This window comes from Nisaea sp., assembly GCF_039990255.1.
Lineage (GTDB): Bacteria > Pseudomonadota > Alphaproteobacteria > Thalassobaculales > Thalassobaculaceae > Nisaea.
The window spans coordinates 30,515-42,512 of sequence record NZ_JBDXGG010000021.1; the positions used below are offsets into that span (position 1 = coordinate 30,515).

14 protein-coding genes are annotated in these 11,998 nt (G+C 60.4%); 13 read left to right on the forward strand and 1 reads right to left on the reverse strand.

The window, feature by feature from the left end:
* Window positions 1–8 precede the first annotated feature (8 nt).
* Window positions 9–215: a DUF6494 family protein gene (locus tag ABJ076_RS19040; protein WP_348189797.1), complete on the forward strand. Its 207-nt coding sequence runs from the start codon at window positions 9–11 to the stop codon at window positions 213–215.
* 5 nt (window positions 216–220) lie between these two features.
* A complete protein-coding gene (locus ABJ076_RS19045; protein WP_348189795.1) occupies window positions 221–508 on the forward strand; it encodes a hypothetical protein in 288 nt (95 codons plus the stop codon).
* Window positions 509–529: 21 nt separating this feature from the next.
* Here the strand turns inward: ABJ076_RS19045 and ABJ076_RS19050 are convergent, their stop codons facing one another.
* Window positions 530–2,560: a 4Fe-4S binding protein gene (locus tag ABJ076_RS19050; protein ID WP_348189793.1), complete on the reverse strand. Its 2,031-nt coding sequence runs from the start codon at window positions 2,558–2,560 to the stop codon at window positions 530–532.
* A gap of 120 nt (window positions 2,561–2,680) precedes the next feature.
* Here ABJ076_RS19050 and ABJ076_RS19055 point away from each other — a divergent pair, with 120 nt between their 5' ends.
* The 11 genes from ABJ076_RS19055 (at window position 2,681) to ABJ076_RS19105 (ending at window position 11,973) form a co-directional block, all read left to right on the forward strand.
* Window positions 2,681–3,226: a DUF3305 domain-containing protein gene (locus ABJ076_RS19055; RefSeq protein ID WP_348189791.1), complete on the forward strand. Its 546-nt coding sequence runs from the start codon at window positions 2,681–2,683 to the stop codon at window positions 3,224–3,226.
* A complete protein-coding gene (locus tag ABJ076_RS19060) occupies window positions 3,219–3,899 on the forward strand; it encodes a DUF3306 domain-containing protein (protein ID WP_348189789.1) in 681 nt (226 codons plus the stop codon). Before ABJ076_RS19055 ends, ABJ076_RS19060 begins: the two co-directional genes overlap by 8 nt.
* A gap of 172 nt (window positions 3,900–4,071) precedes the next feature.
* Complete coding sequence (locus tag ABJ076_RS19065) at window positions 4,072–4,674, forward strand: molecular chaperone TorD family protein (RefSeq protein WP_348189787.1); 603 nt, start codon at window positions 4,072–4,074, stop codon at window positions 4,672–4,674.
* Between the two features lie 88 nt (window positions 4,675–4,762).
* Window positions 4,763–4,957, forward strand: coding sequence for a twin-arginine translocation signal domain-containing protein (locus ABJ076_RS19070; protein WP_348189785.1), 195 nt, complete (start codon window positions 4,763–4,765; stop codon window positions 4,955–4,957).
* 112 nt (window positions 4,958–5,069) lie between these two features.
* Complete coding sequence (locus ABJ076_RS19075) at window positions 5,070–7,940, forward strand: formate dehydrogenase subunit alpha (protein WP_348189783.1); 2,871 nt, start codon at window positions 5,070–5,072, stop codon at window positions 7,938–7,940.
* Window positions 7,941–7,952: 12 nt separating this feature from the next.
* Window positions 7,953–8,549 carry a formate dehydrogenase FDH3 subunit beta gene (fdh3B, locus tag ABJ076_RS19080; RefSeq protein ID WP_348189781.1) on the forward strand — a complete coding sequence of 199 codons (597 nt, stop codon included), beginning with the start codon at window positions 7,953–7,955 and terminating at the stop codon, window positions 8,547–8,549.
* A 194-nt stretch (window positions 8,550–8,743) separates the two neighbouring features.
* Window positions 8,744–8,950, forward strand: a complete 207-nt coding sequence (locus ABJ076_RS19085) for a hypothetical protein (protein WP_348189779.1) — start codon at window positions 8,744–8,746, stop codon at window positions 8,948–8,950.
* A gap of 20 nt (window positions 8,951–8,970) precedes the next feature.
* The gene (locus ABJ076_RS19090) at window positions 8,971–10,053 is read left to right on the forward strand and encodes a formate dehydrogenase subunit gamma (RefSeq protein WP_348189778.1); all 1,083 of its coding nucleotides are present in this window, start codon (window positions 8,971–8,973) and stop codon (window positions 10,051–10,053) included.
* Between the two features lie 21 nt (window positions 10,054–10,074).
* Complete coding sequence (locus ABJ076_RS19095) at window positions 10,075–11,463, forward strand: c-type cytochrome (RefSeq protein ID WP_348189777.1); 1,389 nt, start codon at window positions 10,075–10,077, stop codon at window positions 11,461–11,463.
* Between the two features lies 1 nt (window position 11,464).
* Window positions 11,465–11,593: a hypothetical protein gene (locus tag ABJ076_RS19100; RefSeq protein ID WP_348189776.1), complete on the forward strand. Its 129-nt coding sequence runs from the start codon at window positions 11,465–11,467 to the stop codon at window positions 11,591–11,593.
* A 2-nt stretch (window positions 11,594–11,595) separates the two neighbouring features.
* Window positions 11,596–11,973 (forward strand): c-type cytochrome, encoded by a 378-nt coding sequence (locus ABJ076_RS19105; protein ID WP_348189775.1) that lies wholly within the window; start codon window positions 11,596–11,598, stop codon window positions 11,971–11,973.
* Window positions 11,974–11,998 lie beyond the last annotated feature (25 nt).

Sequence of the window (11,998 nt, forward strand, 5' to 3'; positions counted from 1 at the left end):
GAAGAGGCGTGAACGAAGACATCTTCAACATGAGTGTCCGCAAGTTTTTGAAGAAGGTCGGCGTGACCAGTCAGCGGGAGATCGAGACCGCGATCCGGGCGGCGGTGGAGAACGGCTCTCTGAAACCTGGCGCCGCGCCGGAAGCCAAAGTCGTACTGTCGATCCCGGCTGCGGGCCTCGAAGTGACCATCGACGGCACGATCGAGACCGAGTAACGGCCGTGACCACCGAACCTTTCATCGATAGCAGGCGAGCTCGCTTGGTTGCGGGTCTGGTTTTGATCCTGTCGGTGGCGTCACTCGCTTACATTCACCGTGAAGATCTGACTGTCCTCAAGGGCGTAGATGACGCTCCGGCGTTGCCGGCGAACCCCGAACTGGCGGCCTGCCTATCGGAACGCTACGGCGCGGTTGACCGGATGCTGGCGGAGGGTGTGATCGACGATGCCAAACACACCCTCTTCAAGCAACGCGCCGCCGCCATGTGCCAGGACCGGTTCGGCGGCTGACGCGTCTTCAGGTCCGGGGTGTCAGTGGATGCTCTCGTCCTCGTCGGGGACATTGCCGGCCTGATAATCCTCTGTCGTGCGGACCATCGGGCGGGCGCCACCTGCCATCGGGTTGCCTTCCTCGAACTGGTCGACGACGCGGCAATCCTCGCACATTTGCAGGCGCCGGGCGGCTTCCGGCGTCGCGAACATCGAGTGCTTCTCCGCCAGTGTTTTGACGATCCGGTCGATGGTGCTTTTCGCGGCGAAAGGCTTGTCACAGCGTACGCAGTGGAACGGCTCCTCCTCCTTCATCACCACTGGTGACTTGGCTTCGGTCAGGAAGTTGATGCGGGGCTCCAGTGTTATGGCGCTTTCCGGGCAGGTATTCTGGCAAAGCCCGCATTGTACGCAGCTGCTTTCGACGAAGGAAAGTTGGGGCGCTTCCGGGTTGTCCAGCAGTGCGCTGGCCGGGCAGGCGCTGACGCAGGCAAGGCAGAGTGTGCAGGCTTCAGCGTCAACATTCACCCGGCCGTATGGCGCGCCCGGCGGCAATGTGAGCGTGTCGACCGGGGTCGGGGCAGCAAGCCTGAGCTGTGCGAGGGCGGTATCCATGATTTCCCGCTTGCCGCCAAGGGCAAGGAAGAAACGCGGGGCAACGCCTTTGGATCGTTCCATCGACCAGAGTCTGGTTTCGACCGCGTCAGGATCGGCCTCGACCAGCAGTTCGACCCGCCCGCTCTCGAAGCCGAGGCCGGTCAGGACCGTTTCGGCAAGTCCGATCTGGCTCGCCAGCCCGCCGATCTCCTCCTGCTTGCGCGGATGGGCGTGCAGCACCACCCGCCCGGCGCCGAAGGCAAAGGCGGCCGCAAGGAAGTCGAGTCCGATCTGGGTTACCTGCGTCACCGCGAAAGGGATCACATGCGCGGGCAGGCCACGCCCGAACCGGGCCGACATGTCGATTATCGCATTCCCATCGGTAGTATCGTGGATCAGGATGGCCGCATCGCGCCCACTGGCATCCGCATAGGTCTGCATGAGCACAGAAAGGCGCTCGACTAAGTTGCTGGTTGGCGGGAAGGCATAATGTGCCGCGCCGGTCGGACAGACCGAATTGCAGGCACCGCAACCGCCGCAGATATGGGGATCGAAAGCTACGACATCGCCATCCGAGGTGATGGCGCCTGCCGGGCAGACATCGATGCAGCGCGAACAGCCGGTCTTGCGGCTGCGGGAATGGGCGCAGAGATCGGATTTGAAGTCGACATAACGCGGTTTTGCGAACTCGCCGACCATATCTGAAAGCTCGAACAATGCCTTCTGTACCGCGACTGGATCGCCCGGATCGGGACGGAAATAGCCGTCGCGTTTGTCATGGCCTGTGAAAAGCGGGGTCTCTCCGGTCAGGTCGAGAATAAGGTCGCATTTCGAGACCGCGCCGTTTTGCGGCCGCTCGAAGGAGAAGGCGTCGCGGCTGGCCGGATTGGCCGGCGCGTAATCGTCGACGCCGATTTCGAACGCGCCGAGATGCCCGGCTGATCGGATGATCCGGCCGTGGAAAACCGGCACATCCATGACGGAAGGCGGGACGATACCGTCGCTTTCTTTCAGTAGCAGCGTGACGTCGAGCCGCTCCGAGAGTTGCCGTGCCGCGTCAAGAGCGGACTGATCCTTGCCATAGACCAGGCAGACCCCGTCGGAAGTGAGCGATACCTGCGTTGTCGGCGTTCCTGCGACGGAGGCCTCGGCGATGAGTGCGGCGATCTTCGGTCCGGCATCCTTTGCCTCATCGGACCAGCCGGCCCTTTCGCGGATATTGACGAAGCTTAACGAGCCCTCATCCAGTCCACTTTCCTGGCCAATTTCACTGAACAGCGGCGCTTCCTGAGTACAGCAGACAGTTAGCGGTGCGCCCGCTGCTGCCGCATCGCGAAAATTTCCAAGTTGGGATCGGCACAGGGCTGAATGGATGAAGGGCGCCGCATCGCCTTGCATAACTGCGCGCGCGACGGATTCCAGGGGCATGGTCTGATTGCAATTGCAGACCAGCAGCCGCCCGCTTTCGGTGGCCATATTTCTCTCTCCCGTGCGCTTTATATGTTTCAGTCTTTTCGACGCGCACTTTTGATACACATATTTGCAACACGGCGCGGCCGGGGCAATGGCCCCGTCCGGAGAATCCAAGGAGTGGAAATGGAACGCAGCCGGACCATCCCGGTTGGACTGGTGCTGGAGCGCCGGAAAATCGACAATCCCTGGCAGGATCATCGCTGGAACGCGGTCTCTGTAATCGTTGGGGCGCCGGATGTCCGGGAGTGGACTCTGCTGGACAAGGTGGACGGTGTTGAACGCTATCATGCGGCGACGCTGCCGCTGACCCTGCACCGAAAAGAAACCGAATCCTATAAGGTCAACCTGTCTGGCCAGCCGTCAGTTTATGTCGTGCTTCGTGCGGATGACGATCCGGATTCGCCTTACGAAGTCTATCCTTTCCTGGCAACTGCCTCTGCCTATGAGGCGCAGGACTATCTCGACTCTGGGGAAGAGACTGTCGAGAGCGTGCCGATGCCCGAAGGTCTGATCGCCTGGGTGCAGGATTTCTGCGATACGCATCACGAAGACGAGGTGTTCATCAAGCGCAAACGCAGCGATCACCGCCGCGAGCATGACAAGTTCGCCCGTCGGCCCCTGGTCGAAGAAGGTGGACGGAGCACGCCCGGGAGGCGGCGCCTTGACTGACACCCGTGACGAGAGCGACCGGGGCTTTCTGGCGCGCTGGTCGCATCGCAAGGACTCCGCCCGGATTGCTGAAACAGCGACACCGCGCGAGAAACGTGGCGGCGCGGCTCCTACTCTCCCCGATGAAGCGCCGGACGATCAGCTTCCTGCCTTGATCACCGGAGACGAGCGCCCACTGACCGAGGAAGAGCAAGAGCTGGTCGATGGCCTGCCGGATATCGAAACCCTCGAGGCGGAAAGCGATTTTACGCCTTTCATGCAGAGCAAGGTGCCTGAATTCCTGCGCCGCCGGGCATTGCGGGCACTCTGGCGACTCAACCCGGTGCTGGCGAATGTCGATGGTCTGGTCGATTACGGTGAGGATTTTACCGACGCGGCAACGGTGATCGAAGGCATGCAGACGGCCTATCGGGTCGGCAAGGGCTTCATGACGGACGAGGAACTCGGTGAGGAGCCAGCCGAGGAAGACGCCCGGGCTGAAGACATCGAGACTGAAGACACCGGGGCTGAAGACACCGGGGCTGAAGACGGTCCAGAGGATGAAGAGACACGGCGTCTGGCGGCCGTTGATGGCGATAAAACCAAGGCGGAAACTGATACGGCTGCTGACCTGGTTGACGCAATTCAATCAGAGAATGATGCCGACGACGTTGGTGATGGTGACCTGGATTAACGTGACGCTTTGTTCACAGAGTGGAAAACCTACACTGTTATGACAGAGTCTTTGTGGACTTATGGATTGGGCAGGCGTACTTTAACGATTCTAAGAACGGTTCTAAGCCGTTGTAACAACGAAGCTTGCGATTCCCTTCGGATTACGCGGGCACGTTTGGGAGAGTGGGTCGGTGACAGAGACCGCCCGGAGTCTGGTGTCGGAAGAAGACGCCGTTAGGGCGCACTGGTACGGTCTGCTTGCGCATTTTCTTGCGCGGCAGCCGCATCAGGACAGCCTTGATATCGCGCGTAGTTTCGAAGGCGATGACACGCCGCTTGGCAAATCCGTCGCCGCTTTCGCTGCTGCGGCGCGCGCCGCGACGGTCGAAACCGCTGATGAAGAATTCCATAAGCTGTTTTATGGCGTGGGGCGCGGAGAGCTGGTGCCCCATGGCTCTTTTTATCTGACAGGTTTTCTCAACGAAAAGCCGCTCGCCGAATTGCGTGATGATCTTGCGCAGCTTGGTGTTTCGCGTGCCGATGATGTGAAAGAGCCCGAGGATCATATAGCGGCCCTTTGCGATGTGATGGCCGGGATGATTCGCGGTGATTTCGGTCCGGCCTGTCATCTGGAGCGTCAGGCCGAGTTTTTCAGCCGGCATGTGGCGCCGTGGGCCGTGAAGTTTTTCGAAGATCTCGAAGGCGCCAAAGCGTCAAGTCTTTACATGCCGCTCGGCGCTATCGGGCGCCAGTTCATGGAGATCGAGATCGAGTCTTTCCGGATGCTCGATTAGAGCGATCGGAGGCAGTTCCCCGCAGCCGGGCACGGGCCGGTTTGCGGATCAACATATCGGACCCGTGCGGAGCAGAACGGAGTTGGTGATGGCGAAAGCAAAAAAGCCCGAATCCACACGCCGTGATTTCCTGAAATTATCGGGCATCGGCGCTGCTGCCGGTGCTGCGGCAATTGCCGGGGCGCAGAAACCTGCAGAGGCCGCAACGCGGTCCGAAAAGGTCAGTGCCGGCTATAGGGAAACCGCGCATGTGAAGACGGCCTACGCTCTGTCGCGCTTCTAGGAGCAAGACAGGGAGGGTCCTCTCACACGGGAGGTCCCGGGGTGCCACATGCTGGGGCGCCTGCTGAAACATAAGCGGTCGATAAAGAGGCCGTAATGTTCGGGAGAACGATATGTTGATGAAGAAGACGGGCGGGCGATCCGGATCGCCCCGCATGTCGCGTGCATTGGCTGGTCAGGCCGGCAGCGCGATCGACCGGAGAACGTTCCTGAAACGCTCCGGGATTACAGCCGGCGGTCTTGCCGCCGCAGCCACTCTCGGCGGTGGCATGGTCAAGAAAGCCGAAGCTCAAGCCAATCCGATGGCCGGTATCGAGAAGGTCCGGTCGGTCTGTACTCACTGTTCGGTCGGCTGCACGGTCGAGGCGGAAGTGCGAAATGGTGTCTGGATCGGCCAGGAACCTGGCTTCGACAGCCCGTTCAACCTCGGCGCTCACTGCGCCAAAGGTGCTGCGGTCCGCGAGCACGCGCATGGTGAACGCCGCCTGAAATACCCGATGAAGCTGATTGACGGTAAATACACCAAGGTCAGCTGGGAGCAGGCGATCAGCGATATTGGCGACCAGATGCTGAAGATCCGGGAGGAAAGCGGCCCGGATTCGGTTTACTGGCTCGGCTCCGCCAAGCACAGCAACGAACAGGCCTACCTGTTCCGCAAATTCTACGCCTTCTGGGGCTCCAACAACGGAGACCATCAGGCGCGTATCTGTCATTCGACCACGGTCGCGGGTGTTGCGAACACCTGGGGCTATGGCGCGATGACGAACAGCTACAACGACATCCATAACAGTCGTGCCATCTTCGTTATCGGTGGGAACCCGGCGGAGGCCCATCCGGTCTCGCTGCTGCACCTGCTGCGGGCGAAGGAACAGAACAATGCACCGCTGATCGTCTGCGACCCGCGCTTCACGCGGACCGCGGCGCACGCGTCCGAATATGTCCGGTTCCGTCCGGGCTCGGACGTTGCACTGATCTGGGGCCTGCTCTGGCACATCTTCGAGAATGGCTGGGAAGACAAGGAATTCATCCGCCAGCGTGTCTGGGGCATGGAAGAGATCCGGGCCGAAGTGAAGAAGTGGACGCCGGAAGAGACTGAACGGGTTACCGGCGTTCCGGGCTCGCAGATGCGCCGCGTCGCGCGGACTTTGGTTAATAATCGTCCGGGCACCGTGATCTGGTGCATGGGCGGCACCCAGCACACGAACGGGAATAACAACACCCGGGCCTACTGTGTTCTGCAGCTTGCGCTGGGGAACATGGGCAAGGCCGGTGGCGGCACCAACATCTTCCGCGGCCACGACAACGTCCAGGGCGCGACCGATCTTGGCGTGCTGTCCCATACCCTGCCGGGCTATTACGGCCTCAGCACCGGTGCCTGGAAGCACTGGTCACGGGTTTGGGATGTCGATTACGACTACATGGTGAAGCGCTTTGCTTCCAAGGAGTTGATGGAGTCCAAGGGTATTCCCGTCTCACGTTGGATCGACGGTGTGCTTGAGGACAAAGACAACATGGACCAGCCCGAGAATGTTCGGGCCATGGTGCTTTGGGGTCACGCGCCAAACTCCCAGACCCGTATGGTCGAGATGAAGAAGGCGATGGAGAAACTTGATCTCCTCGTTGTCGTCGATCCATACCCGACGGTTTCGGCCGTGTTGCATGACCGCAAGGACGGGGTCTATCTGCTCCCGGCCTGCACTCAGTTCGAGACCTATGGCTCGGTGACGGCTTCCAACCGCTCCATCCAGTGGCGCGACAAAGTGGTGGACCCGCTCTTCGAGTCGAAGACGGACCATGAGATCATGTATCTCTTTGCCGAAAAATTCGGCATGGCCGATCAGATGTTCAAGAACATCAAGATCAACGGCAAAGAGCCGCACGTCGAGGACATCACTGCCGAAATCAACGCCGGCATGTGGACCATCGGTTATACCGGTCAGACGCCGGAGCGGCTGCGCAAGCACATGGCCAACCAGCACACCTTCGACAAGACCTCGCTTCAGGCGAGAGGCGGTCCGTGCGACGGCGATTACTACGGCATGCCGTGGCCGTGCTGGGGTACTCCGGAGATGAACCATCCGGGTACGCCGATTCTCTACGATCCGTCGAAGCCGGTTTCCGAGGGCGGGCTTACCTTCCGTGCCCGATTCGGTGTCGAACGGAACGGTGAAAACCTGCTGGCGGTCGATTCCTATGGTGTCAATTCGGACCTGAAGGACGGGTATCCGGAATTCACCATGGCCATGCTGAAGAAACTCGGCTGGGACAAGGATCTGACCGACGCAGAGCGGAAGACGATCGAGAGCATCTCGGGCGACAAGACGAACTGGAAGACCGACCTTTCCGGCGGTATCCAGCGCGTGGCGATTGCTCACGAATGCTCTCCGTTCGGCAACGCGAAGGCACGTGCCGTGGTCTGGACCTTCCCGGATCCGGTGCCGCTCCATCGTGAGCCGCTCTACACCTCGCGGCGGGACCTCGTGGCGGATTACCCGACCTACGAGGACAGGAAAGCGTATCGCCTGCCGACGCTCTATGCGTCGATCCAGAAGAACGACTTCTCCAAGGACTTCCCGATCATCCTCACGTCCGGCCGTTTGGTCGAGTATGAGGGCGGTGGTGAAGAATCCCGGTCCAATCCGTGGCTGGCCGAATTGCAGCAAGACATGTTCGTCGAGATCAACCCGCGTGATGCTAACGACTACGGCATCAGGGATGGTCAGATGGTCTGGCTGACCGGTCCGGAGAACGGCAAGGTCAAGGTCAAGGCGATGGTAACCGAACGGGTCGGCTCAGGCGTTGCCTTCATGCCGTTCCACTTTGGTGGGCATTTCCAGGGCAAGGATCTCCGGAGCAAGTATCCGGATGGTGCGGATCCCTATGTCCTCGGTGAATCGTCAAACACTGCGCAGACCTACGGCTACGATTCGGTCACGCAGATGCAGGAAACCAAAGCGACCCTGTGTCGTATTGAGCCTGCGTAAGGGAGCGAAACAATGGCACGTATGAAGTTCCTGTGTGACGCCGAGCGCTGCATCGAATGCAATGCCTGCGTTACAGCCTGCAAAAACGAGCATGAGGTTCCCTGGGGTGTAAACCGCCGGCGCGTCGTCACGATCAATGACGGCAAGCCGGGCGAACGGTCCATCTCGGTGGCCTGCATGCACTGCTCCGACGCACCCTGCATGGCGGTGTGCCCGGTCGATTGCTTCTACCAGACCGACGAGGGTGTGGTTCTGCACTCCAAGGATCTGTGCATCGGCTGTGGTTATTGTCTCTATGCCTGTCCGTTCGGGGCACCCCAATACCCGCAAGCCGGCAATTTCGGCAGCCGCGGCAAGATGGACAAGTGCACCTTCTGCGCTGGCGGTCCGGAAGACGACAACAGCTCGGCTGAGTTCCAGAAGTACGGTCGGAACCGCCTGGCCGAGGGCAAGCTCCCGCTCTGCGCGGAGATGTGCTCGACCAAGGCCTTGCTGGCCGGTGATGGAGACATCGTGTCCGAGATCTATCGCGAGCGGACCGTGGCTCGGGGCTTTGGCTCCGGCGCCTGGGGCTGGGGAACAGCCTACGATCAGAAAACCGGCGGGTAACCGCTGGATACCGGGGGCCGTTCTGCGGCCCCCGGCCTGGTTTTTGACCATACAGGTCTGTGACCAAATACGTGTGTATCCGGCCTAACCCGCCTCGCAGCATTTCAGGGCGCCATGTCTGGGTTTCGGCCGGTCGTCCATGGATCGCGATAGTGAAAACGGACGCATTGCATCTTTCGAGGAGTCAAACGGACATGATTTCACTTCGTCCGAACTGGATTCGCGGCGCGGCACTCGCGGTGCTCGTCCTGGCGCTGCTTGGCGGCTGCCGGGAGACCGAGCAAGACCGGGTGCTCCTGTTCAAAAAAGGCACCTATCTCGGTAAGTCAGACCAGCGCTTGTCAGAAGAAACCTTGTTGGAGATCCGCGACCGCGGCCGCCGACAGGGTTTTGACCTCTAGGCCCCGGGGGAGATCTCAGCATGACATTCTCGGCATTCACCAAATATCTCGCCTGTCTGGCGGCGGTCGTTACCATTGTTACTGGCCTAGGCTCGATGACCGGCACGACCTACATTTCCACAGCTTCGGCGCAGCAAGCCGGAAAAGTTCCGGGCAATGCGCTCGGCGCATCGAGCGATACTGATTTCTGGCGCGCCGTGCGTCAGGGCGAACAGGGAAATGTCTCGATCCCGGACGCCCGAGCTGGTGTTCTGGTCCAGTCCGAGGGAGAGAACTGGCGAGCTTTTCGCAACGGACCGCTATCGGTGTTCGGTGCCTGGGCCCTGCTCGGCATGGTCATCCTGTTGTGCGTCTTCTTCATCCTGCGTGGCCGGATCAAGGTCGAGCATGGCCTTAGCGGCAAGCTGATCGAGCGTTTCAATACGGTTGAGCGCTTTGCCCACTGGCTGACCGCGACAAGTTTCGTGGTGTTGGCGCTAACCGGACTCAACGTGCTCTATGGCCGTTATGCGCTCCTACCGCTGATTGGCGCTGATGCCTTCTCGGTTATCACCGTGGCCGGCAAGTACATGCATAACTACCTTGCGTTCCCCTTCATGGTGGGGGTCGTCATGATGTTTGTGCTCTGGGTCGGACATAACATCCCAAGTCGGACTGATCTCAATTGGATCGCGAAGGCTGGTGGATTGTTCACCAAAGGTGTCCACCCGCCGGCAAAGAAGTTCAATGCAGGACAGAAGCTGATTTTCTGGTCAGTTATTATAGGAGGCGCGTCAATCAGTGTTTCGGGCGTTGCGCTGCTCTTTCCGTTCGAGATTCAGATGTTCGGAAAGACTTTTGCCTTTATCAACATATTCGGTGCCAGTTTGCCGACTCAGTTGACGGTGATGCAGGAAATGCAACTGTCCCAGCTGTGGCATGCCGTTGTCGGTATCGGCCTGATCGTGGTGATCATCGCTCATATCTATATAGGCTCGATCGGTATGGAAGGCGCGTTCGATGCCATGGGCAGCGGCCAGGTGGACGAGAACTGGGCCAAGGAGCATCACAGCCTCTGGGTCGAAGAAGTCAAAGCACACCAAGCCTCGTCCGGCTCGGACTAGGCGCGACGGCCGAGACCCATCGTGCGACGAGGGAACGGCAGTGCTAAACAATCTGTAACGGGCGCGACCCCAGGCTGGTTCGCGTCCGTTCTCCTCGCCTTGTTATGTGTTTTCACGCCCCGCTCGCCGGCTGATGCGGAGCTGGTCGGTCATGGCGGGCCGGTGCACGCTGTCGCCGTCTCCGACGATGGCGAAACAGTTCTGACCGCGGGTTTCGATTACTCCGTCATTCATTGGGACCTCGCTGCCGAGAAAGCCCTTACCCTGATGTATGGCCATGATGCGGCTGTAGCCGACGTCGCTTTCGTCCGGCAGACGGGGGTTGTTGTTTCCGGCGGCAATGATGGCGCCGTCTATCTCTGGCGGATCGGGGAGGCGGAACCCCTGCGCGTCCTGCACCGGCATGACGGGAACGTGTCGGCGGTGGCCGTGTCTCCGGACGGAAATCTGATCGCGTCCGCCGGGTTCGACGGCATGGTTCGGATCAGTCCGCTTACAGGTGATGCCGCAGCGATAGTCCTGAAAGGCCATGTCGGACCGGTCAATGCAATCCTCTTTGCCGGCGACGGTGAGCGGCTCTTCAGCGCTGGATATGATGGCACCATCCGTCTTTGGACCCATGCCTCACAGGCGATGGAAGTCTTTGGCGAAATAGGGCTGCCGGTGAACCGGCTTTCCCTGTCCCCGGATGGTAAGACGCTCGTGGTTGCGGGGACCGATGAGGCCGTGCGCCTGTTCGATACGGAAACCAGGGAGGAGCGCCGGTTCATGCTCGGGCATGAAGCTCCGGTGCTTTCAATCGCCATTACGCCGGACGGTAAGCGTTTTGCGACGGGCGGTGCGCGCGGGCAGATCGTCTTCTGGTCGCTCGCGGACGGGAAGCCGTTGAAAACCCTTCGGGGGCATAAGGGGCCGGTCTGGTCGGTTGCTTTCACTCCGGGCGGCGGCGAGCTTCTTTCCGCTGGACGCGATGGGCGTGTAATCCGCTGGGACCTCGATACCGGCCTGCAGATCGGGGGGCGGGATGTTGCTGATGAGGAGCCCTATGTGCCGCCGGGAGATGTTCTCGCGAAACGAGGGTCGGAACTGTTCGGAACCTGTGCCGTGTGCCACACCCTGACACCCGATGGCGGCAACCGGGCTGGTCCTACTCTTTACGGTGTGTTCGGCCGCCGGGTTGGGACGGTTGCCGGATACCCCTATTCGAAAGCATTGCTCGAGAGCGATATCGTCTGGAGCGAGGATACCATCGGCGCGCTCTTCGAGAAGGGGCCGCAACACGTGGTTCCGGGCACCAAGATGCCGCTGCAGCGGCTTCGCAGCTCCGAAGACCGGCGCGCATTGCTGCATTTTTTACGTCAGGCACTGGCGTTCGCCGAACGTCAAGCCGAACAAAACAAGGGAGAATGAAATGAAAGCCTTCGTCGCGGCCCTGATTGGTCTGGTCGTCATCACCGGCGTTGCGTGGGGAGGCCTCCACCTGATCGATCTCAGTACCGAAACAGTCAATCAGTCAGCCACGGGCGACGTTCGGCTCTAGTGATGCTCCGGGCGCCGGCCTGCATAGTCATCGGAACGTTGGCGGCCTGTTTTCCGGCTCGGGCTGACGATACTGGCCTTAGGGAAATGGGGCGGGAAGTCGCGCTTGTTCATTGTGCCCGATGCCATGTTGTCGACGCCGGGAATAGACTGGGCGGAATAGGCAGCACTCCGTCTTTTCGTTTGCTCATGTCGCTTCCGGATGGCGAGCACCGGTTCGCCACGTTCTTTGACCGCCGCCCGCATCCGGCCTTCGTTCGGATGGAGGGTGTCGAGCCGCTGACGCCGTTACCGGCGAACGCTGCGGAAGCCGAAATGACCGTTGATGATCTCGACGCGTTGATCGCCTATGCCCTCTCCTTGAAGTCGGCTTCAGATTGACGGGGGCAGATACCGCCAGTAAGGC

What these genes read in the sequence shown, in the direction of transcription:
- ABJ076_RS19070 (WP_348189785.1), top strand. Translation starts at nt 4,763, where the DNA reads ATGGCGAAAGCAAAAAAGCCCGAATCCACACGCCGTGATTTCCTGAAA.
- ABJ076_RS19105 (WP_348189775.1), top strand. Translation starts at nt 11,596, where the DNA reads ATGCTCCGGGCGCCGGCCTGCATAGTCATCGGAACGTTGGCGGCCTGT.
- ABJ076_RS19075 (WP_348189783.1), top strand. Translation starts at nt 5,070, where the DNA reads ATGTTGATGAAGAAGACGGGCGGGCGATCCGGATCGCCCCGCATGTCG.
- ABJ076_RS19100 (WP_348189776.1), top strand. Translation starts at nt 11,465, where the DNA reads ATGAAAGCCTTCGTCGCGGCCCTGATTGGTCTGGTCGTCATCACCGGC.
- ABJ076_RS19050 (WP_348189793.1), bottom strand. Translation starts at nt 2,560, where the DNA reads ATGGCCACCGAAAGCGGGCGGCTGCTGGTCTGCAATTGCAATCAGACC.
- ABJ076_RS19055 (WP_348189791.1), top strand. Translation starts at nt 2,681, where the DNA reads ATGGAACGCAGCCGGACCATCCCGGTTGGACTGGTGCTGGAGCGCCGG.
- ABJ076_RS19090 (WP_348189778.1), top strand. Translation starts at nt 8,971, where the DNA reads ATGACATTCTCGGCATTCACCAAATATCTCGCCTGTCTGGCGGCGGTC.
- fdh3B (WP_348189781.1), top strand. Translation starts at nt 7,953, where the DNA reads ATGGCACGTATGAAGTTCCTGTGTGACGCCGAGCGCTGCATCGAATGC.
- ABJ076_RS19085 (WP_348189779.1), top strand. Translation starts at nt 8,744, where the DNA reads ATGATTTCACTTCGTCCGAACTGGATTCGCGGCGCGGCACTCGCGGTG.